The organism is Microbispora sp. H10836 (genome assembly GCF_012999525.1).
Taxonomy (GTDB): domain Bacteria; phylum Actinomycetota; class Actinomycetes; order Streptosporangiales; family Streptosporangiaceae; genus Microbispora.
In genome coordinates, this window is the sequence record NZ_JABBWU010000010.1 from 216277 (window position 1) to 238153 (window position 21877).

Consider the following 21877-nt stretch of genomic DNA (forward strand, 5'->3'; position numbering starts at 1 on the left):
ACCGAGTCCCCCTGGATTCGACAGCCGACGAACGCCCCCGTCACGGCACGGAAATGCCAATCTCTGCCATTTGTCTCTTTTGACGCTTTCGACTCCACAATTGACGCTTCGTCACCAACTTGTTGGCTTACTCTCCGCAGTGACACAACTCCTTACCACTGTGATTTTCGTCACATTTCTCCCTGGACCGGTCCAGTCCGGCCATGGAGTGAGGGACTCTCGATGGCTACGTGATCAGCGGAGACGAGTCCTGTAGGCGTACGGCGGAGCCGCCAGGACGGCGCATGGAGACCCTGTGGGCACTGATAGCAAATTCTGAAATTTCTGTTTTCAGAGGCTTTCTTCGTTATAACTTCCATCAGTTCCTTCACTGACGCATGGGGCGCAAGTGACGCCCCACGACAGACCAGGGAGATCCACCTTGAAGCGCACTCTCGCTCTCGGCGGCGTCGCGGCCGGCCTCCTGGCCTCCGCAATCGTCGCCTCGCCGGCCCAAGCCGACGACCAGATTCCGGCCATCAACCTCGCGAAGACCAACTTCGCCGCTCAGCAGGTGGCCGCGTTCTGGTTCGGCGAGGCCCGGGCCAACCTCATCAACGCCACGCCGTACAACGTCGAGACCAAGCTCCCGACCAAGCACGTGTCGACCGGCGGGACCTCCGCCAGCAGCAAGGCGGGTGTCGTCGGGTCGAGTGGTGACCAGAAGGCCGCCACCGGCAACCTGAAGAACGTCAACCTCCCCCGCACCGTGGGCAAGGTGTTCTTCATCGGCGCCGACCACAGGCCGCACTGGTGCTCGGCGACCTCGGTGCAGAGCGGGTACAAGAACCTGGTCGCGACCGCTGGTCACTGTGTCTACGACACGGTGAGCAACAAGGCCACCCTCGACAAGTGGGTCTTCATCCCGGGTTACTACCAGGGCAAGACCCCGTGGGGCATCTACGTGGGTAAGACCGCGTACACCCACTACGACTTCGACAACTACGAGGACGGCGACCGCAACTACGCGTTCGTCACCGTCTACAACGGCGTCCAGGTCACCGGCGTCAGCTACGACAAGTACGGCCGTGACGACCACCGTGGGCACAACCACGGGCGTGACGACCACCACGGTCGCGACGACCACGACGGCAAGAACCACGGACGCGACGACCACCGCGGGCGTGACGACCACCGCGGTCGCGACCGCGACGACCACCGCTCGTACGTGAAGCGCCTGTCCATCCGCGAGTTCCAGGCCCTGAACCGGGGCAGGGACCTCACCGGCAACGGCCCCTGGGCCAAGGGCACGGGCGTCGAGACCCGCGAGATCAGCGAGCGCCAGTACAACAGCCGCTTCGACTCCTACCCGAGCGGCGACGGCAAGACCCTGTACTTCCGCAAGAAGGTCTGGGACCGCGACGACCACAAGGGTCCGAGGCACGACGACCACCAGGGCCCGAAGGACGACGCCAAGGCCCTCACGCCGGAAGTCGCGCCGAGTGGCCAGAACAACCGGCACCCCGAGCCCCCCAAGCCGGAGCCGAAGCCGACGGTGACCGTCACCACGACCGCGACCACGACCGCGACCGCGACCGCGACTGTCACCGCGACCGCGACCGCCACGGTGACCGCGACCGCGACCACGACCGTCACCGCGACCCCCACGGGCAAGCCGACGGGCAAGCCGGACTGGTGCGACGACGACCGTCCCCGCAGCAGCTTCTCGGACGACAACGACCGTCGGGGCGGCGGCAGGGACCACTGCGACGACAACAACCACCGGCCGAAGTACAAGTACTACGCCCGGACGTTCTGGGCGAAGTCGGTCCGCAACGACCACAGGCCGCACGGCACGCTGAAGATCAGCCTGAAGGACGTGGGGCGTCTCGGCGACAACGTCGGCGGTCAGGGCCTGGCCTACAACCAGAAGATCGGCACGAACGTCTTCGTGTTCGGTTACCCGAGCGGGTCGCACCCGGACGGCAACTACGCCTTCACCGGCCAGACCCTCAAGTGGGCCTACGGCAAGACCTTCAAGGTGAGCGTCCCGGCCGTCAAGGGCGAGGAGCTCGTCGGGGTCAAGACCTCGTTCACGGGCGAGGGCTCGATCGGCTCGTCCTGGCTGTTCCGCTACAGCAACACCAAGCGGCTCGGCTACCTGAACGGTGTGACCATCGGCCTGGGCGACGTGGACGGCAACGACCGCATCGACACCAGCATCTCGCCGTACTTCGACGGTGAGACCCTGGCCGTCTACCAGTACGCCGCGAAGTTCCACTCGGGCCGCATCGTCTGAGTGTTCTGACTCCTGACGGCGTCAGGAAGGGCCCGGATGGCTTGTCCATCCGGGCCCTTTCGTTTTCCCCGGGCTTCCCCGGGCTTTCCCGGGCTTCCCAGACTTTCCCCGAACGCGACGTCTCCTGCGCGGCCTCCTGCATGCCGGGCGCCGCTGTCATCCCCGTGATCCGGGCCCCCGCACGTACGTGTGGCCCCCCGGGCGCCCCGGCCGCCCGGGCGGCCGCCGGCGCGCGCTGAGGGTCGTACAGCCGGCCTCGGGGCCTCTACCAGGCCCAGATCCGGCCACTGAAATTCCGCGCGCACAGTGGAGAAGGACCCACTTCCCTCTCCCCGGCCTTGACAGAGGCGGTCACGGACTTCGGCCCGACGAACCAGAACGCGACCGAATGTCATTGGACCGATGCAATAAGCCAATGGCAGTTTTCGGACCGGTCCAAATTCCCTGCCGCCGCCGGCGTCTCCATGCCCGCGGAGCACGGCGAGACCTCCGCTCGCGAGGTTCTGTGGAGCAGCGGCATGGGCGGAGGCGGCGCGAGCGGGCCGAGCCGGCTTGCGAGGACGACTCCGCGGACGCGGCCGAATGCGTCCCCACCTGCGGCACAAGCGCTCAGACAGGCCCAATTCCCGCCACCCTGACAACGCCCCTCGTCTCCGATGCCCGCCTTCGCCGCGGGGCCGCTTCGACGCGATGCACACACTTCCGGTTTCCCTCCAAACCTGTGATTTAGGTCACATCCGAGGCTGAACAGCCCCGTCAGGAAGATTGATGCGCGACGTAAATGATCAGGCAAAACGCGTCCGAATCCCCTCGAACGGCACGGCTCGGGCACCGCCGGCACCCGGACGGAAGCCGCGAATGCCCTTACACCCCACATGACTCTCCTATACCTTTTCCCTCGTCTCTTACTGACGGATGGGGCGCAGGTGACGTCCCACGACAGACCAGGGAGAAATCCATGAAGCGCACTCTCGCTCTGGGCGGGATCGCGGCGGGCCTGCTGGCCGCCGCCGCCGTCGCCGCGCCGGCTCAGGCCGACTCGGACGTCGCCCCGCCCGTGAACCTGGCCAACACCAACTTCGCCGCCAAGCAGGTCGCGGCGTTCTGGTACGGCCAGGGCAAGGCGAACCTGATCAACGCCACGCCGTACAACGTCGAGACGACCGTCCCCACGCGGCACGTGTCGACCGGCGGCGCCTCCGCCGACAGCAAGGCCGGCGTTGTGGGCTCCAGCGGTGACCAGAAGGCCGCCACGAGCAACCTGAAGAACGTCAACCTGCCGAAGACCACCGGCAAGGTGTTCTTCATCGGTGGCGACGGCAAGCCGCACTGGTGCTCCGCGACCGCCGTGCAGAGCCAGTGGAAGAACCTCGTGGCCACCGCCGGTCACTGCGTCTACGACACGGTGAGCAACAAGAACACCCTCGACAAGTGGGTGTTCATCCCCGGTTACTACGAGGGCAAGACGCCGTGGGGTATCTACGTGGGTAAGACCGCGTACACCCACTACGACTTCGACAACTACGAGGACGGCGACCGCGACTACGCGTTCGTGACGGTCTACAACGGTGTCCAGGTCACCGACGTGGCTGTCGACAAGGTCAAGAACTGGGTGGACAACCGCGAGTTCGAGACCCAGGCTCTGGCCGAGAAGGCCCAGAAGGAGCTGGAGCTCAAGAGCACCGGCTTCGCGGGCAAGATCGTGCCCGTGGTGGACTACGGCACCAGGGTTCCTCTCCGTACCCCGGGCTCGCAGAAGGCGCCCGCCACCAAGAACCAGCTCGGCGGCAACGTCCCGGCGAACGCGGCCACCCTGGAGAACCAGGCCAAGGAGCACGGCACCTCCGTGTACCAGGACCGGACGTGGGGCACCGAGGTCACCCGGGTCTCCAAGGAGGAGTTCGGCAACGGCGGCTGGACGCCCGACGGCAAGGCCTTCTACTTCGCCAAGGACAACGCCTGGTACAAGGCGACCTACTGGGGCAACTTCGACGTCGACTACAAGCTCCGTGGTCACCTCGTCGACATCGCCCTCAAGGACGTCGGCACCCTGGGCGCCAACGTCGGCGGGCAGGGCCTGGCCTACAACCAGAAGATCGGGACCGGCATCTTCGTGTTCGGTTACCCGAGCGGGTCGCACCCGGACGGCAACTACGCCTTCACCGGCAAGACCCTCAAGTGGGCCTACGGCAAGACCTTCAAGGCCGCTGCTCCGGCCATGAAGGCCGAGGAGCTGGTGGGCATCAAGACCAGCTTCACCGGCGAGGGCTCGATCGGCTCGTCGTGGCTGTACCGCTACAGCAGCACCAAGCGTCTTGGCTACCTGAACGGTGTGACCATCGCGGTCTCCGACACCGACGGCAACAAGCGCATCGACACCAGCGTCTCCCCGTACTTCGACGGTGAGACCCTGGCCGTCTACCAGTACGCCGCGAAGTTCGCTTCCGGCAAGATCGTCTGAGACACCCTCTGACGCTCTGACTGGACCACAGGAAAGGGCCCGGCCTCCGGCCGGGCCCTTTTCGTGTGCCCGAGGGCGCCTCCTTCGTGGAAGCGACAGGCGGCGGGCCGGGCGTCCGACAGGGCCGTCTTTGACGGGAGAGAGCCCCATCTGGTTTCACCAGAAACTGTGATTTAGGTCACACCGCTGGCGCACAAACCACGGCAGCACAACCGAAACACACCCTTAATGATCAGCCAAAACGTGGCTCGGCACCCCGTTGGAAGGGGCGGCGCAGCGGGCGCTGCCGGAAGAGCACAAGCCGCGGAGCGCTTACACCTCACCAAACTCTCCTATAGCTTTCTCCTCGATCCTTCACTGACGGATGGGGCGCAAGCGGCGTCCCACGACAGACCTGGGAGAAATCCATGAAGCGCACCCTCGCTCTGGGCGGGATCGCGGCGGGCCTGCTGGCTGCCGCCGCCGTTGCCGCGCCGGCTCAGGCCGACACCGACGTCGCCCCGCCCGTTAACCTGGCCAACACCAACTTCGCCGCCAAGCAGGTCGCGGCGTTCTGGTACGGCCAGGGCAAGGCCAACCTCATCAACGCCACGCCGTACAACGTCGAGACGACCGTGCCGTCCAAGCACGTCTCGACCGGTGGCGCTTCCGCCGACAGCAAGGCGGGTGTCGTCGGGTCGAGTGGTGACCAGAAGGCCGCCACGGCGAACCTGAAGAACATCAACCTGCCGAAGACCACCGGCAAGGTGTTCTTCATCGGTGCGGACAACAAGCCGCACTGGTGCTCGGCGACCTCGGTTCAGAGCCAGTACAAGAACCTGGTCGCGACCGCTGGTCACTGTGTCTACGACACGGTGAGCAACAAGGCCACCCTCGACAAGTGGGTCTTCATCCCCGGTTACTACCAGGGCAAGACCCCGTGGGGCATCTACGTGGGTAAGACCGCGTACACCCACTACGACTTCGACAACTACGAGGACGGCGACCGCAACTACGCGTTCGTCACCGTCTACAACGGCGTCCAGGTCACCGACGTGGCCGTCGACAAGGTCAAGAACTGGGTGAACAACCGCAAGTTCGAGACCAAGGCCGAGGCGGAGAAGGCCCGCAAGGACCTCGAGCTCAAGACCACCGGCTGGGCCGGCGAGATCGTGGCCGTTCCCGACTACCGGCACCTGGCCCAGAAGGGCGAGGAGTCCACCAAGGGCTACGTCAGCTGGGACGACTTCTGCAGGCTGACCGGCTGGGCGAAGGAGAACACCGACGCGCTCGTGCGCGGTGACAGCACCGACGTCAAGCTGGGCAAGCGGGCTGGCTTCACCATCACCCGCGTCAGCAAGCAGGAGTACGGCAACGGCGGCTTCTCGTCGGACGGCAAGTCCTTCTACTACACCAAGGACAACGGCTACTACAAGGCCCAGTTCTGGGTCCTGTTCGACGTCGACTACATCCTCAAGGGCAAGATCGTCGACATCGCCCTGAAGGACGTCGGCACCCTGGGTGGCAACGTCGGTGGTCAGGGCCTGGCCTACAACCAGAAGATCGGGACCTCGGTCTTCGTCTTCGGTTACCCGAGCGGGTCGCACCCCGACGGCAACTACGCCTTCACCGGCAAGACCCTCAAGTGGGCCTACGGCAAGACCTTCAAGGCCGCTGCCCCGGCGCTCAAGGCCGAGGAGCTCGTCGGCATCAAGTCCTCCTTCACCGGCGAGGGCTCGATCGGTTCCTCGTGGCTGTACCGCTACAGCAACACCAAGCGGCTCGGCTACCTCAACGGTGTGACCATCGCGGTCTCCGACACCGACGGCAACAAGCGCATCGACACCAGCGTCTCCCCGTACTTCGACGGTGAGACCCTGGCCGTCTACCAGTACGCCGCGAAGTTCGCTTCCGGCAAGATCGTCTGAGACACCCTCTGACGCTCTGACTGGACCACAGGAAAGGGCCCGGCTTCCAGCCGGGCCCTTTTCGCATGTCCGGACAGTCTCCGCGAGCCACCCGTCCCGGCAGCGATGTCCGATCGACGCGGGTGAAACCACGCGTGAAGGCGGCGGCTCTCGCTCACGATCGTGACGCATCGACCTATGCGGAGGCGACCGAGGCGAAGGAAGAGTGACCGTTTTGACGGCATTGGAACCCTTCCCGGTTTCATCCAAAACTGTGATTTGCGTCACATTCAACATGAACCGTTCCATCACCCAAGGTGATCACCCATGGAACGGGCCATAGATGATCAGCCAAAACGCCACCGAGGCCTCTGGGCGCGGCCGCGCATGGGGCTTGGCGGCCGGAGAACGAAGGCCGCGGAACCACTTACACCACCCTTATTCCTCCTATACCTTTCTCCTCGTTCCTTCACTGACGCATGGGGCGCAAGTGACGTCCCACGACAGACCAGGGAGAAATCCATGAAGCGCACTCTCGCCCTCGGCGGGATCGCGGCGGGCCTGCTGGCCGCTGCCGCCGTCGCCGCGCCGGCTCAGGCCGACTCGGACGTCGCCCCGCCGGTCAACCTCGCCAACACGAACTTCGCCGCCAAGCAGGTGGCGGCGTTCTGGTACGGCGAGGCCCGGGCAAACCTGATCAACGCGACGCCGTACAACGTCGAGACCACGCTGCCCGCCAAGCACGTCTCGACCGGTGGCGCTTCCGCCGACAGCAAGGCCGGCGTCGTCGGCTCCAGCGGCGACCAGAAGCCCGCCACGGCGAACCTGAAGAACATCAACCTGCCGAAGACCACCGGCAAGGTGTTCTTCATCGGTGCGGACAACAAGCCGCACTGGTGCTCGGCGACCTCGGTCCAGAGCCAGTGGAAGAACCTGGTCGCGACCGCTGGTCACTGTGTCTACGACACGGTGAGCAACAAGGCCACGCTGGACAAGTGGGTCTTCATCCCCGGTTACTACGAGGGCAAGACCCCGTGGGGCATCTACGTGGGTAAGACCGCGTACACCCACTACGACTTCGACAACTACGAGGACGGCGACCGCAACTACGCGTTCGTCACCGTCTACAACGGTGTCCAGGTCACCGACGTGGCCGTCGACAAGGTCAAGAACTGGGTGGACAACCGCGTCTTCGACACCCGCGCCGCGGCGGAGAAGGCCCGCAAGGACCTCGAGCTCAAGACCACCGGCTGGGCCGGCGAGATCGTGGCCTTCGGCCCGAACGACGTCAAGTACCCCTGGAACGAGCGCTGGGGCTGGGAGGTCGCCAAGCACGGCCAGGAGTCCCAGAAGGTCGCGGTCGACTGGGAGCGGTACTGCGGCGGCACCTGCAAGCTGGAGGACGTCCTGGCGCTGGTTCGCGGTGGCCAGGCGGACTACAAGCTGAACCGCAGCAAGGGCTTCGAAGTCGCCCGCATCTCGAAGGAAGAGTACGTCGCTGCTGTGGGCAACGACCACGACGAGAAGATCGTCGGCGGCGTTGTCTACTTCCGCAAGGACAACGGCTGGTACAAGGCCACCTGCTGGGTGAAGTACGCCCTGAAGTTCAAGCTGCGCGGCCACATCGTGGACATCGCCCTGAAGGACGTCGGCACCCTGGGTGGCAACGTCGGTGGTCAGGGCCTGGCCTACAACCAGAAGATCGGTTCCGCGGTCTTCGTGTTCGGTTACCCGAGCGGGTCGCACCCGGACGGCAACTACGCCTTCACCGGCAAGACCCTCAAGTGGGCCTACGGCAAGACCTTCAAGGCGGCTGCTCCGGCCGTCAAGGCGGAGGAGCTGGTGGGCATCAAGACCAGCTTCACCGGCGAGGGCTCGATCGGTTCCTCGTGGCTGTACCGCTACAGCAACACCAAGCGGCTCGGCTACCTCAACGGTGTGACCATCGGCGTCTCCGACACCGACGGCAACAAGCGCATCGACACCAGCGTCTCCCCGTACTTCGACGGTGAGACCCTGGCCGTCTACCAGTACGCCGCGAAGTTCGCTTCCGGCAAGATCGTCTGAGACTCCCTCTGACGTTCTAACTGGACCACAGGAAAGGGCCCGGCTTCCAGCCGGGCCCTTTTCCTATTTTTGTCCCGTTTTCGATGACTATGCGGAAAGCGCAGTCACGAGAACGTCACCGAGGCCCCGAACGGCCCGCCGGCGCCGTGCCACCCGCTCGCACAGAAGCGCCCGAGAATCCGCCTCCTGGCGGCCTCTCCCCTGCCACCCCGGCGCGCGCCTGAAACCCACGCTCCTCCCCTGCGGACCTGCCAGGATCCACCTCTCCCAGGCACGGTGCGCAGCGTCCCTCAGTGGCGCATGGCAGGAGCGAGCCCGACTTTGACGCGGCTCGACCTCCCCTCGGTTTCACCCACTCAGTGTGATTCGCATCACATAGATGCCTGAACCGTTCCATGACTGAGGGTGACAAGAACCGAACAAAGCCACCCTTGATCAGCGGAAATAGGGTCAACATCGTTAGATCGGGACCTCTAACTGCCATTGGTGCCTTACTGGCAGACCTCATGAATCGCCTTACATACCCCTTCTTTCTCCTATAGCTTTTTCCTCGATCCTTCACTGACGCATGGGGCGCAAGCGGCGTCCCACGACAGACCTGGGAGAAATCCATGAAGCGCACTCTCGCCCTCGGTGGGGTCGTGGCGGGCCTGCTGGCCGCCGCCGCCGTCGCCGCGCCGGCTCAGGCCGACTCGGACGTCGCCCCTCCGGTCAACCTGGCCAACACGAACTTCGCCGCCAAGCAGGTCGCGGCGTTCTGGTACGGCCAGGGCAAGGCGAACCTGATCAACGCGACCCCCTACAACGTCGAGACGACGCTGCCCACCAAGCACGTCTCCACGGGTGGCGCTTCCGCCGACAGCAAGGCCGGCGTTGTCGGCTCCAGCGGTGACCAGAAGGCCGCCACGAGCAACCTGAAGAACATCAACCTGCCGAAGACCACCGGCAAGGTGTTCTTCATCGGTGCGGACAACAAGCCGCACTGGTGCTCGGCGACCTCGGTGCAGAGCCAGTGGAAGAACCTGGTCGCCACCGCCGGTCACTGCGTCTACGACACGGTGAGCAACAAGGCCACCCTCGACAAGTGGGTCTTCATCCCCGGTTACTACCAGGGCAAGACCCCGTGGGGCATCTACGTGGGTAAGACCGCGTACACCCACTACGACTTCGACAACTACGAGGACGGCGACCGCAACTACGCGTTCGTCACCGTCTACAACGGTGTCCAGGTCACCGACGTGGCCGTCGACAAGGTCAAGAACTGGGTGGACAACCGCAAGTTCGAGACCAAGGCGGACGCGGAGAAGGCCCGCAAGGAGCTGGAGCTCAAGACCACCGGCTGGGCCGGCGAGATCAAGCCCGTCGTGGACTACCGCACGGTGGTTCGCAACCGGCACGACGAGTCCCAGAAGGAGTACGTCAACATCCTCTGGTGGGCGTACGCCCAGGGCTGGGGTGACAACTACGCCACCCTCAGCAGCCCGTCCGAGCAGGACATCAAGGACATCGCGTCCAAGATCAACACCCAGCGCGGCGGCACCACGGAGTTCAAGGTGTCCCGGGGCACCGGCGTCACCGTGACCCGCGTCAGCAAGGAAGAGTTCAACGGCGCCAAGTACGGCGACGACGAGATCCGCGTCTCCGCGGACTACAAGACCGTGTACTTCGCCTACAACAACGGCTGGTACAAGGTCACCTTCTGGGTGAACTTCGACATCGACTACATCCTCAAGGGCAAGATCGTCGACATCGCCCTCAAGGACGTCGGCACCCTCGGCGCCAACGTCGGCGGGCAGGGCCTGGCCTACAACCAGAAGATCGGTTCCGCGGTCTTCGTGTTCGGTTACCCGAGCGGGTCGCACCCCGACGGCAACTACGCCTTCACCGGCAAGACCCTCAAGTGGGCCTACGGCAAGACCTTCAAGGCCGCTGCCCCGGCGCTGAAGGCCGAGGAGCTCGTCGGCATCAAGTCCTCCTTCACCGGCGAGGGCTCGATCGGCTCGTCCTGGCTGTACCGCTACAGCAACACCAAGCGGCTCGGCTACCTCAACGGTGTGACCATCGCGGTCTCCGACACCGACGGCAACAAGCGCATCGACACCAGCGTCTCCCCGTACTTCGACGGTGAGACCCTGGCCGTCTACCAGTACGCCGCGAAGTTCGCTTCCGGCAAGATCGTCTGAGACACCCTCTGACGCTCTGACTGGACCACAGGAAAGGGCCCGGCCTTGAGCCGGGCCCTTTTCTTATATCCCGGGACGGCTGTCACGCATCGCTCCAGTAACGGCCCTTACGTCCCACTGATCTTCTCCGATAACTTTATTTTCATCCTTTACTGACGCATGGGGCAAATGTCACGCCCCACGCCAGACCTGGGAGAACAAGTGAAGCGCACCCTCGCTATCGGCGGCGTGGCGGCCGGCCTGCTGGCTTCCGCACTCGTCGCCTCCCCCGCACAGGCGGAGAAGGTTCCGGTCGTGCCCCTGGCCGATACGAACTTCGCCGCCAAGCAGGTGGCCGCGTTCTGGTACGGCCAGAAGATGGCCAACCTGATCAACGCCACGCCGTACAACGTCGAGACCAAGGTCTCCTCCAAGGTCGTCGCCCACCTGCCGAAGGAGCCCGCCTCCGTCAAGGCGGGTGTCGTCGGGTCCAGCGGCGACCAGAAGCCCACCGGCACCTCGAAGAACGTCAACCTGCCCCGGTCCTCCGGCAAGGTGTTCTTCGTCGGCGCCGACAACAAGCCGCACTGGTGCTCCGCCACGGCCATCCAGAGCGGGCACAAGAACCTCGTGGCGACCGCCGGGCACTGTGTCTTCAGCACGGCGAAAGAGAAGGCCACGATGAACAAGTGGGTCTTCGTCCCCGGCTACTACCAGGGCAAGACCCCGTGGGGCATCTACGTCGGAAAGACGGCCTTCACCCACTTCGACTACGAGGTCTACGCCGACGGCGACTTCGACTACGCGTTCGTCGCCGTCTACAACGGTGTCCAGGTCACCGACGTGAAGACCGACAGCGTCAAGAACTGGGTCGACAAGCGGGTCTTCAAGACCCTGGCCGAGGCCGAGAAGGCGCAGAAGGACGTCGAGATCAAGCAGACCGGCTGGGCCGGCAAGATCGTGCCGTTCGTGTCGAAGCCCGAGACGGTCGTCAGGGACAAGAAGAACAAGGAATACCAGCAGACGTGGATCGACGTCTGCAGCTGGGCGCACTGGCAGAACCTCCAGGCGCCGGCTCTCACCGCCGAGAACAAGGCCCCCGTGACCAAGGACGCCGTGGAGATCCTGAACAAGGGCCGCGGTCAGACGACGGACTTCAAGACCGCGCCCGGCACCGGGATCAAGGTCACCCGCGTCTCGCTGACCGAGTACAACTCGGCCAAGGACGAGGTGAAGATCGGCGACGTCGTGTTCCGCGTCTCGGAGGACGGCAAGAGCGTCTACTTCATCTACGACAACGGCTACTACAAGGTCAACTTCTGGGCCAAGTACGACCTGGACTACAAGCTGACCGGCAAGATCGTGGACATCACGCTGAAGGACGTCGGCCGCCTCGGCGACAACGTCCCCGGTCAGGGCCTCGCCTACAACCAGAAGGTCGGCCAGCCGACCTTCGTGTTCGGCTACCCGAGCGGGTCGCACCCGGACGGCAACTACGCCTTCACCGGCAAGACCCTCAAGTACAGCTACGGCAAGACCTTCCCCGCCGTGGCGCCGTCCATCAAGGGCGAGGCCCTGCAGGGCATCAAGTCGTCCTTCACGGGTGAGGGCGCCCTCGGCTCCGGCTGGCTGTTCAAGTACGACAACAACAAGCGGTTCGGCTACCTGAACGGCGTCACCATCGGCGTCTCGGACACCGACGGCAACGACCGGTACGACACCAGCATCTCGCCGTACTTCGACGGCGAGACCCTGGGCGTCTACAAGGTCGCCGCGGCCACCGCGTCCGGCAAGATCGTCTAGTCGCCGATCGCATGCGAAGGGCCCGGCAGCCTGCCGGGCCCTTTCCTTTTCATCCGCCTACTGGTCGAGACGTTCGGCGAGCGTCATCCACTCCAGCTCGGCCGCCTCCTTCTGCGCGGCGATGTCGCGCAGCTCGGCGTCGAGCTTGGCCAGGCGCTCGAAGTCGCTCGCCGCCTCCGCCATCTCGGCGTGCAGCTTCGCCTCGCGCTCGCCGAACTTGTCGATCTGCCGTTCCAGCCGGTTGAGCTCCTTCTGCAGCTCGCGCAGTTCCTTGGCGGACAGCCCACCGGCCTGCACCGGCTGACTGTCCTGCGGCGCCTGCTCGGGAGCGCCGGCGCCGGAGGCCGCGCGGGCCGACAGGGCCTGGCCCGCCGCACGGCGCTCCAGGTATTCGTCCACCCCGCCCGGCAGCATCGACAGCGTGCCGTCTCCGAGGAGCGCGACGCAGCGGTCGGCCACCCTCTCCAGGAAGTACCGGTCGTGGCTGACCAGCACGAGCGTTCCCGGCCACGCGTCGAGCAGGTCCTCCAGCTCGGTGAGCGTCTCGATGTCGAGGTCGTTGGTCGGCTCGTCGAGCAGCAGCACGTTCGGCTCATCCATGATCAGCCGTAGGAACTGCAGCCGCCGGCGCTCGCCGCCGGACAGGTCGCCGACGACCTTCCACTGCGCCTCGCCCCGGAAGCCGAGACGTTCCAGCAGCTGGGAGGCCGACCACTCCTTCTTGCCCACCTGGACGTACTTGCGGATCTCCTCGACCGTCTCCAGCACCCGCCGCGTGGGGTCCAGCTCGACGAGCTCCTGCGACAGGTGCGCGAGCCGCACGGTCCTGCCGCGTACGACGCGGCCGGAGTCGGGCTCGACCGTGCCGGACAGCAGGCGCAGCACCGACGACTTGCCCGAGCCGTTGACCCCGATCAGGCCGATCCGGTCCCCCGGCCCGAACTGGTACGTGCACCGGTCGAGCACCAGCGGACCCGATCCCGGGCCGCCGGCGTGGAGCGTCACGTCCTCCAGATCCGCGACGGTCTTGCCGAGCCGCGCCGAGGCGAAGTTGAGCAGCTCGACCGTCTCCCGCGGCGGCGGCTCGTTGGCGATGAGCGCCTCGGCGGCGTTGATCCGGAACTTGGGCTTGGAGGTCCGGGCCGGCGGTCCGCGCCGCAGCCAGGCGATCTCCTTGCGCATGAGGTTCTGCCGGCGGTCCTCCGCGGCCTGCGCGATCCGCGCCCGCTCGGCCTTGGCCAGCACGTACGCCGCGTAGCCGCCCTCGTATCGCTCGACCGAGCCGTCGACGACCTCCCACGTGCGGGTGGAGACCGCGTCGAGGAACCACCGGTCGTGGGTGACCACCAGCAGCGCGGACTTGCGCTGGACGAGATGCCCGGCGAGCCAGGCGATGGCCTCGATGTCGAGGTGGTTGGTGGGCTCGTCGAGGATCAGCAGGTCGTGCTCTTCGACCAGCAGCTTCGCCAGTGCCGTACGGCGGCGCTCACCGCCGGACAGCGCGCCGGCGGGAGCCGCGAGGTCGATGTCGCCGAGCAGGTTGGCGAGGATCTCCCTGATCGCGGGATCGCCGGCCCACTCGTGCTCGGCCCGTCCGGCCAGCACGATGTCCTTCACGGGCGTGTCCGGATCGAACTGGTCACGCTGGGAGAGCGTGCCGACGCGCAGGCCGCGCGTATGCGTGACGCGGCCGCTGTCGGGCTTCAGCGTTCCCGCGATGATCGAGATGAGCGTGGTCTTGCCACCGCCGTTGCGGCCGACGACGCCGATCCGGTCGCCCTGCTCGAGTCCGAGCGAGATGTCGGCGAGCAGCGGCTTGGGCCCGAAGGCGTGGGAGACGGACTCCAGATTGACCAGATTCATGGCCTGTAAAGCTTATCCGGCCCCCGCACCGGCAACGGTCGCGCCGGGGACGGGACCGTGCGCGGTGACGACGGCCCGGCAGCCGTCGACGTCCGTGATCAAGCCGGCCAGCTCGTGCGCGTGCTCTGCCGACTCGGCCAGGAACGCGCAGGTGGGGCCGGATCCGGAGACGAGCGCGCCGAGCGCGCCGCGCTCACGCCCGGCGGCGAGCGTGTCCGCGAGCGAGGGACGCAGCGCCAGCGCCGCGGGCTGAAGGTCGTTGGCCAGCGCCTGTCCCAGCGCCTTCGCGTCGCCCCGGCGCAGGGCGTCGAGCAGCGTCTCGCTCACCGCGGGACGCGGTGCGGCCACTCCCGCCTCCTCGCGCAGCCGGTCGCACTCGCCGTACACCCTCGGGGTCGACAGGCCGCCGTCGGCGAGCGCGAAGACCCAGTGGAAGACCCCCGCGGTCTCCAGCGGCGCGAGCCGCTCGCCGCGTCCGGTGCCCACGGCGGTGCCGCCGAGCAGCGCGAACGGCACGTCGCTGCCGATGTCGGCGGCGATCTCCATCAGGTCCTCGACCGGCAGCCCGAGGCCCCACAGCTCGTTGCAGGCGACCAGGGCCGCGGCGGCGTCGGCGCTCCCCCCGGCCATGCCGCCCGCCACGGGAATCGACTTGCGGATCAGCAGATCGGCCCGGTACGTACGGCCCGCCCGGCCGGCCAGCGCCATGGCGGCCCGGACGGCGAGGTTGTCGTCGCTCACCGGAACCTCGCCGGTGTGGTCCCCCTCGACCCTGACCCTGAGCGGGGCGGCGGTGACGTCCCCGTCCGCCGGCTCGGCGGCGGTGACCTCGTCGAACAGCGAGACCGCGTGGAAGACGTTCACCAGGTCGTGGTAGCCGTCCTCGCGCAGCGGGCCGACCGCGAGCTGGAGGTTGACCTTCGCCGGCACGCGCACCGTGATCGCGCTCATCGCCCGCTCCCCCGCTCGTGTCGTCCTCGCGTGTGACGTCCTGGTGTGTGACGTCCTGGTTGTGGGCGACGGGCGAGGCCACGTCGTCTGTGCCTGACCATGGGACCCGAGCTTAGCGGCACCCGCCCATGGGGACATCTCGCGGATTTCCGCTGGTCATCGGTTGATTATCGGTTGGTTATCGGTGCCCGTACATGCGGAAAGGGCCCGGCTGGACGCCGAGCCCTTCCCTCAGTTCACCCGATGGCCGCGGGAGAACCTCAGACGATCTTGCCGGAAGCGAACTTCGCGGCGTACTTGTAGACCGCCAGGGTCTCACCGTCGAAGTACGGGGAGACGCTGGTGTCGATGCGCTTGTTGCCGTCGGTGTCGGAGACCGCGATGGTCACACCGTTCAGGTAACCGAGACGCTTGGTGCTGCTGTAGCGGTAGAGCCACGAGGAACCGATCGAGCCCTGGCCGGTGAAGGAGGACTTGATGCCGACGAGCTCCTCGGCCTTCATGGCCGGGGCGGCCGCCTTGAAGGTCTTGCCGTAGCTCCACTTGAGGGTCTTACCGGTGAAGGCGTAGCTGCCGTCCGGGTGCGACCCGCTCGGGTAACCGAACACGAAGACGTTCGTGCCGATCTTCTGGTTGTAGGCCAGGCCCTGACCACCGACGTTGGCGCCGAGGGTGCCGACGTCCTTGAGGGCGATGTCGACCAGCTTGCCCTTGAGCTTGTAGTCGACGTCGAAGTTGCCCCAGAAGGTGGCCTTGTACCAGGCGTTGTCCTTGGCGAAGTAGTAGGCCTTGCCGTCGGACGACCAGCCGCCGGCGCCGAACTCCCGCTTGGAGACCCGGTTGACGACGACGCCCCACGTCTTGTCCGAGTAGGTGGAGGTGCCGTACTTCTCAGCCTGCTCCGCCAGGGTCTTCTTGGCCGAGTCGATGGTGTTCGGGTCGACCGCGATCTGGGCGACGCTGGCCTCGACCTTCTTCGAGTCCGGGGTGCGCAGCGGCACCTTGTGGGCCCAGTCGATCCGGCTAACGATCTTGCCCGCGAAGCCGGTGCTCTTGAGCTCCAGCTCCTTGCGCGCCTTCTCGGCCTCGGCCTTGGTCTCGAAGTTGCGGTTGTCGATCCAGTTCTTGACCTTGTCGGTCTTGACGTCGGTGACCTGGACGCCGTTGTAGACCGTCACGAACGCGTAGTCGCGGTCGCCGTCCTCGTAGTTGTCGAAGTCATAGTGGGTGTACGCGGTCTTACCCACGTAGATGCCCCACGGGGTCTTGCCCTGGTAGTAACCCGGGATGAAGACCCACTTGTCGAGGGTGGCCTTGTTGCTCACCGTGTCGTAGACACAGTGACCAGCGGTCGCGACCAGGTTCTTGTACTGGCTCTGCACGGCGGTGGCCGAGCACCAGTGCGGCTTCTTGTCGGCGCCGATGAAGAACACCTTGCCGGTGGTCTTCGGCAGGTTGACGTTCTTCGACGTGCCGGTGGACGCCTTCTTGTCACCGCTGGAGCCGACGACGCCGGCCTTGCTGTCAGCGGAGGCACCGCCGGTCGACACGTGCTTGGTGGGCAGCGTGGTCTCGACGTTGTACGGCGTCGCGTTGACGAGGTTGGCCTTGCTCTGGCCGTACCAGAACGCGGCGACCTGCTTGGCGGCGAAGTTCGTGTTGGCCAGGTTGACCGGCGGGGCGACGTCCGAGTCGGCCTGAGCCGGGGTGGCGACAGCAGCGGCGGCCAGCATGCCGACCGCGATGCCGCCGAGGGTGAGGGTGCGCTTCAACTTACTACTCCCTGGTCTGATCGTCGGGCGCCGATTGCGCCCCATCCGTCAGTAAAGGACGGGTAAGAAGCTATCCGAGGATTTGCCAGTTGTGACCCCGTCTAGTGGTTTCAGTCTGATCAGCTGGTCAAGATCGAACCCCTGGCCGCCGCTCGAATCGCCCTGCGCGCCGTCACGTTTTCGCTGATCACGGAGGCCGCCGTCGCGACGTCGTCACTCAACGTCACTGATCCACGCAAGCCACCAATGTGACCCAAATCACATTAATCTGATGGAACGAGATGGCTAGTTGATCACGTCAAAATCGGTCCGACAGAGCACCTGCGGGCCCCGGCGCGCGTATGCCCGGGACCCCGTCCAGCGCGCCCCGCCCGGAGCCCAGCCGCGCGGTCAGGGCCGCGGTCAGGGCCGCGCGGGACACGGCCACAGGGGTCCTGGGCGCTCACCCGCGCCACAGCGGGCCCGCTCCACCAGCCGGCCCATCAGCGCGCCGGCCCGCTGCGCGTCGCGCCGCATCTCCTCGGTCGGGGTGAAGGTCCCGGCGAGGTGGACGGTGAGCGAGTGCACGTCGGCGTCGACGATCCGGTTGAGGAAAGCCGGCGTCGCCCCCGGCAGCCGGGACGCCGCGACGCCCTGCGAGAAGTGGTCGGTCACCCAGGTGCTGCAGCACGAGGCCGGCGACCAGATCGCGTTCGCCGCGGCGATCACGGCTGGGCCATGACCGGGACATCGCGACGGCCACCGGACAGCCCTGCCGCTCACGCCCGCAATGGCCCGGCCGCTGATGGAGGTCGCCACCCGGCGCTCACGGCCTCACGGCGCGCTCCAGAAGATCCGCACGCCCTGGGAGATTCGCGCGGCCTAGGCGATCGCGGCGGCCCGCTGCTCGGCGATGCGCGCGAAGTCCTCGATCCGCAGCTGCTCCCCGCGCGCGGAGGGGTCGATCCCCGCTCCGACCAGAGCCTTCTCGGCGGCGGCCGGCGTGCCGGCCCAGGAGGCGAGCGCGGCGCGCAACGTCTTGCGGCGCTGCGCGAAGGCCGCGTCGACGGCGGCGAAGACCTCCTGGCGGGTCACCGTCGTCGCCGGCGGCTCCCGCCGTACGAGCGAGACGAGTCCGGAGTCGACGTTCGGCGCGGGCCAGAAGACGTTGCGCCCGACCGGTCCGGCCCGGCGCACGTCGGCGTACCAGGCCGCCTTCACCGAGGGAACCCCGTAGATGCGCGACCCCGGCGACGCGGCGAGCCGGTCGGCGACCTCCGACTGCACCATCACCAGCCCGCGCCGCAGCGACGGCAGCACCTCGAGCAGGTGCAGCACGACCGGCACGGACACGTTGTACGGCAGGTTGGCCACGAGCACGGTCGGCTCGGCTCCGAGGTCGGCGGGCCCGACCTTGAGCGCGTCGGCGTGCACCACCTTCAGCCGGTCGGCCACCTCGGGGGCCCGCTGCGCGACGGTCAGCGGCAACTGCTCCGCCAGCACCGGGTCGATCTCCACGGCGACGACCTCGGCGACCTCCGGGAGCAGGGCGAGGGTGAGCGAGCCGAGCCCCGGGCCGACCTCGATCGCCACGTCTTCCGGGGTGACCTCGGCGAGCCGGACGATCCGGCGGACGGTGCCGCCGTCGATCACGAAGTTCTGCCCCAGCTTCTTCGTCGGCCGGAGGTTCAGCTTCTCCGCCAGCACACGCACTTCGACCGGCCCGAGCAGACTCATGGCTCCAGTGTGGGGCATCGGCGCGACTACCAGGCGCCGAAAACGGTCTCGCCGTTGGCCGTGATCCGGGCGGCGAGGTCGGCGACGTCCATGCTCTTGACCTCCGCGAGGCAGCGGAGCGTGAGCGGGATCAGGTAGGGCGCGTTGGGCTTGCCCCGGTGCGGCGTCGGCGGCAGGTAGGGCGCGTCGGTCTCGACCAGCATCAGCTCGGGCGGGGCCACCACCGCCGCCTCCCGCAGATATCCGGCGTTCTTGTACGTCACCGGGCCGGAGAACGACATGAAGTAACCGGCGTCGACGCACCGCTTGGCCATCTCGGCGTCACCGGAGAAGCTGTGGAAGACCACCACGTCGGGGGCGCCCTGGTCGGCGAGCACGGCGAGCACGTCATCGTGCGCGTCGCGGTCGTGGATGACCAGCGCCCTGCCGGTCCGCTTGGCGATCTCGATGTGCGCGCGGAAGCTCGCGTGCTGGTCGTCCTTGGACGCCCAGTCGCGGAAGTAGTCGAGACCGGTCTCCCCCACCGCCCGCACGTGCGGCAGCCGCGCGAGATCCTCGATTTCGGCGAGGACCTCGGGTGTGGCGGCGTGCGCCTCGTTCGGGTGGATGGCCACCGCCGCGTAGACGTCCCGGTGCTCACCGGCCACGGCGGCGTTCCACCGCGAGGACGGCAGGTCGTAGCCGACCGTCACCAGGCGCGTCACGCCGACCGACTTCGCCTCGCCGAGGATCGACTCGACGCTCGCCCCGGCCGCCTGGGCCGCCAGCGCGACCGGGTCGCCCGAGGACGCCTGCCGGTTGCCGACCATGATGTCCAGGTGGCAGTGGCTGTCGAACACCTCACCCGGCAACGCCTCGGGCTTCACGGGACGCTCATGCGACATGCCCCCAAACCTACCGCCCTGCGCCACACGTGAATTCCCTCGCAGCCGAGTATGCTCACTGCCTTGGGACTCTTCGCTGCTCAGAGGTGCCGTCGCGGCTAAGGGTAAGCCTCGGCAGGATCATCTGGGGCGGGGAGTTGGACATCAGTGGAGCCTAGGCGATGTCGGCATGCCGCTCTGTTCGCGTGAACACCAGGAACTCCTGCAGTTCCTGGTCGTCCTCGAACGTGTCGGCGGCGAGCTCCTCGACATGGCCGATCGGGCGGGCGTGCTTCAGCCTGATCAGCTCATCTACAGAGGTCTTCTTCCGAACGGGAGGGAAGATCGGGTGATCCGGCTGGTTCTCGCTCATGATCTCCCCTCCGCTGATTCGACCACTCTCCAGAGTACGTACCCACTCGCCCCGACGTCAGGACTTGGCGTCTTCCAGCCTCGGGAAGAGGATCTCGCCCTTGACGACCTGGGCGCCGGCGGGCAGCTTGCCCCAGGTGGCGACGTCGGCGATCCGCTGGTCCGCGAGCGCGCCGAGGTGCGGCTCCGCCCCGAGGGACGCCCACAGCTTCTCGCTGGTGGCGGGCATGACCGGGTGCAGCAGCACCGCGATCGCGCGCAGCGACTCGGCCGCCGTGTAGAGGATCGTCGCGAGGCGCGCCTGCCCCTCCGGCGAGTCGTCCTTGGCCACCTTCCACGGCGCCTGGTCGCTCAGGTAGCCGTTGACCTGCTTGACGAAGTCGAAGATGGCGCCGATGCCGCCGGCGAAGTCGAGGTTGTCGCCGATCATGGTGTCCGCATGGGTCGCCGCGGCGGCGAGGCCGTCCGCGACCGCCTGCTCGGCCGGACCCGCGTCCTTGGCCTCGGGCAGCACTCCGTCGAAGTACTTGCCGATCATCGCCGCGACCCGGGACGCCAGGTTGCCGAAGTCGTTGGCGAGCTCGGAGGTGTAGCGGGCGGAGAAGTCCTCCCAGGAGAACGAGCCGTCCTGGCCGAACGGGATCGCCCGCAGGAAGTAGTAGCGGTAGGCGTCCACGCCGAAATGGCTCGTCAGGTCGCGCGGCGAGATGCCGGTGAGGTTGGACTTGCTCATCTTCTCGCCGCCGACCATCAGCCAGCCGTTGGCGTAGACCTTGCGCGGCAGCGGCAGGTCGTTCGCCATCAGCATGGCCGGCCAGATCGCCGCGTGGAACCGGAGGATGTCCTTGCCGACCAGATGGACGTTCGCCGGCCAGGTGGCGTCGAACTTCGCCTGGTCGGAGCCGTACCCGACGGCCGTGGCGTAGTTGAGCAGCGCGTCGATCCACACGTAGATGACGTGCTTGGGGTCCCAGGGGATCGGGACGCCCCAGTCGAACGTCGAGCGGGAGATCGACAGGTCCTGCAGGCCCTGCTTCACCAGCTGCACGATCTCGTTGCGCGCCGAGGCGGGCTGGATGAAGTCCGGGTTCTGCTCGTAGTGCTCGAGCAGGCGCGGGCCGTACGCGGAGAGCCTGAAGAAGTAGTTCTCCTCCTTCAGCCACTCGACCGGGCGCTTGTGGATCGGGCACAGGTCGCCCTCGAGCAGATCGCCGGGCGACTTGTACTCCTCGCACCCGACGCAGTAGGGGCCCTCGTACTCGCCCCTGTAGATCTCGCCCTTGTCGTACAGGTCCTGCACGAACTCCTGGACGCGGTCGGTGTGGCGCGGCTCGGTGGTGCGGATGAAGTCGTCGTTGGCGATCTGGAGGTGCTCCCAGAGCGGCTTCCAGGAGTCCTCGACGAGCTTGTCGCACCACTCCTGGGGCGTCACGCCGTTCGCCTCGGCCGTACGCATGATCTTCTGACCGTGCTCGTCCGTGCCGGTGAGGTACCACACCTTCTCGCCCCGCTGGCGGTGCCAGCGGGTGAGCACGTCGCCCGCGACGGTCGTGTAGGCGTGGCCCAGGTGCGGGGCGTCGTTGACGTAGTAGATCGGCGTCGTCACGTAGAACGCCGACTCCCCTGATGCAGTCGTTCCTGTAGCCGCCATGTGCGAATCCTATCGGCCCCGGGGAGGTGACT

The 21877-nt window shown here is 66.7% G+C and carries 14 protein-coding genes; 6 read left to right on the plus strand and 8 right to left on the minus strand.

What is annotated here, in order from left to right; translation table 11 throughout:
* Positions 1 to 421 precede the first annotated feature (421 nt).
* The 6 genes from HHX30_RS41755 (at position 422) to HHX30_RS41770 (ending at position 12657) form a co-directional block, all read left to right on the plus strand.
* Positions 422 to 2278, plus strand: coding sequence for a serine protease (locus HHX30_RS41755; protein ID WP_249350223.1), 1857 nt, complete (start codon positions 422 to 424; stop codon positions 2276 to 2278).
* Between the two features lie 958 nt (positions 2279 to 3236).
* Positions 3237 to 4739, plus strand: a complete 1503-nt coding sequence (locus HHX30_RS40730) for a serine protease (protein WP_211592239.1) — start codon at positions 3237 to 3239, stop codon at positions 4737 to 4739.
* Between the two features lie 407 nt (positions 4740 to 5146).
* On the plus strand, positions 5147 to 6646 hold the full coding sequence (locus HHX30_RS20115; protein ID WP_169983504.1) for a serine protease: 1500 nt from the start codon (positions 5147 to 5149) through the stop codon (positions 6644 to 6646).
* Between the two features lie 501 nt (positions 6647 to 7147).
* A complete protein-coding gene (locus HHX30_RS41760) occupies positions 7148 to 8692 on the plus strand; it encodes a serine protease (protein ID WP_249350224.1) in 1545 nt (514 codons plus the stop codon).
* Positions 8693 to 9303: 611 nt separating this feature from the next.
* On the plus strand, positions 9304 to 10875 hold the full coding sequence (locus HHX30_RS41765; RefSeq protein WP_249350225.1) for a serine protease: 1572 nt from the start codon (positions 9304 to 9306) through the stop codon (positions 10873 to 10875).
* Positions 10876 to 11076: 201 nt separating this feature from the next.
* Positions 11077 to 12657: a serine protease gene (locus HHX30_RS41770; RefSeq protein WP_249350226.1), complete on the plus strand. Its 1581-nt coding sequence runs from the start codon at positions 11077 to 11079 to the stop codon at positions 12655 to 12657.
* A 57-nt stretch (positions 12658 to 12714) separates the two neighbouring features.
* On the opposite strand, the gene HHX30_RS20135 is transcribed toward HHX30_RS41770, so the two are convergent.
* The 8 genes from HHX30_RS20135 to metG all read right to left on the minus strand — a co-directional run bounded on the left by HHX30_RS20135 (position 12715) and on the right by metG (position 21845).
* On the minus strand, positions 12715 to 14520 hold the full coding sequence (locus HHX30_RS20135) for an ABC-F family ATP-binding cassette domain-containing protein (protein ID WP_169983505.1): 1806 nt from the start codon (positions 14518 to 14520) through the stop codon (positions 12715 to 12717).
* A 12-nt stretch (positions 14521 to 14532) separates the two neighbouring features.
* A complete protein-coding gene (locus HHX30_RS20140) occupies positions 14533 to 15471 on the minus strand; it encodes a 4-(cytidine 5'-diphospho)-2-C-methyl-D-erythritol kinase (RefSeq protein ID WP_169983506.1) in 939 nt (312 codons plus the stop codon).
* 260 nt (positions 15472 to 15731) lie between these two features.
* Positions 15732 to 17243, minus strand: a complete 1512-nt coding sequence (locus HHX30_RS40735) for a serine protease (protein WP_211592240.1) — start codon at positions 17241 to 17243, stop codon at positions 15732 to 15734.
* Between the two features lie 402 nt (positions 17244 to 17645).
* Positions 17646 to 17951: a hypothetical protein gene (locus HHX30_RS40740; RefSeq protein WP_211592241.1), complete on the minus strand. Its 306-nt coding sequence runs from the start codon at positions 17949 to 17951 to the stop codon at positions 17646 to 17648.
* Positions 17952 to 18104: 153 nt separating this feature from the next.
* The gene (gene rsmA, locus HHX30_RS20155; RefSeq protein WP_211592242.1) at positions 18105 to 18959 is read right to left on the minus strand and encodes a 16S rRNA (adenine(1518)-N(6)/adenine(1519)-N(6))-dimethyltransferase RsmA; all 855 of its coding nucleotides are present in this window, start codon (positions 18957 to 18959) and stop codon (positions 18105 to 18107) included.
* 26 nt (positions 18960 to 18985) lie between these two features.
* The gene (locus HHX30_RS20160; RefSeq protein ID WP_169983508.1) at positions 18986 to 19843 is read right to left on the minus strand and encodes a TatD family hydrolase; all 858 of its coding nucleotides are present in this window, start codon (positions 19841 to 19843) and stop codon (positions 18986 to 18988) included.
* Positions 19844 to 19997: 154 nt separating this feature from the next.
* Complete coding sequence (locus HHX30_RS20165; RefSeq protein ID WP_169983509.1) at positions 19998 to 20195, minus strand: hypothetical protein; 198 nt, start codon at positions 20193 to 20195, stop codon at positions 19998 to 20000.
* A 57-nt stretch (positions 20196 to 20252) separates the two neighbouring features.
* On the minus strand, positions 20253 to 21845 hold the full coding sequence (gene metG / locus HHX30_RS20170; protein ID WP_169983510.1) for a methionine--tRNA ligase: 1593 nt from the start codon (positions 21843 to 21845) through the stop codon (positions 20253 to 20255).
* Positions 21846 to 21877: the final 32 nt, after the last annotated feature.

Excerpts from the sequence above, each read along its gene's own strand:
- HHX30_RS40730 (WP_211592239.1), top strand. The coding sequence starts at position 3,237 with ATGAAGCGCACTCTCGCTCTGGGCGGGATCGCGGCGGGCCTGCTGGCC.
- HHX30_RS20115 (WP_169983504.1), top strand. The coding sequence starts at position 5,147 with ATGAAGCGCACCCTCGCTCTGGGCGGGATCGCGGCGGGCCTGCTGGCT.
- HHX30_RS41760 (WP_249350224.1), top strand. The coding sequence starts at position 7,148 with ATGAAGCGCACTCTCGCCCTCGGCGGGATCGCGGCGGGCCTGCTGGCC.
- HHX30_RS41765 (WP_249350225.1), top strand. The coding sequence starts at position 9,304 with ATGAAGCGCACTCTCGCCCTCGGTGGGGTCGTGGCGGGCCTGCTGGCC.
- HHX30_RS20135 (WP_169983505.1), bottom strand. The coding sequence starts at position 14,520 with ATGAATCTGGTCAATCTGGAGTCCGTCTCCCACGCCTTCGGGCCCAAG.
- HHX30_RS20140 (WP_169983506.1), bottom strand. The coding sequence starts at position 15,471 with ATGAGCGCGATCACGGTGCGCGTGCCGGCGAAGGTCAACCTCCAGCTC.
- rsmA (WP_211592242.1), bottom strand. The coding sequence starts at position 18,959 with ATGAGTCTGCTCGGGCCGGTCGAAGTGCGTGTGCTGGCGGAGAAGCTG.
- HHX30_RS20160 (WP_169983508.1), bottom strand. The coding sequence starts at position 19,843 with ATGTCGCATGAGCGTCCCGTGAAGCCCGAGGCGTTGCCGGGTGAGGTG.
- HHX30_RS20165 (WP_169983509.1), bottom strand. The coding sequence starts at position 20,195 with ATGAGCGAGAACCAGCCGGATCACCCGATCTTCCCTCCCGTTCGGAAG.
- metG (WP_169983510.1), bottom strand. The coding sequence starts at position 21,845 with ATGGCGGCTACAGGAACGACTGCATCAGGGGAGTCGGCGTTCTACGTG.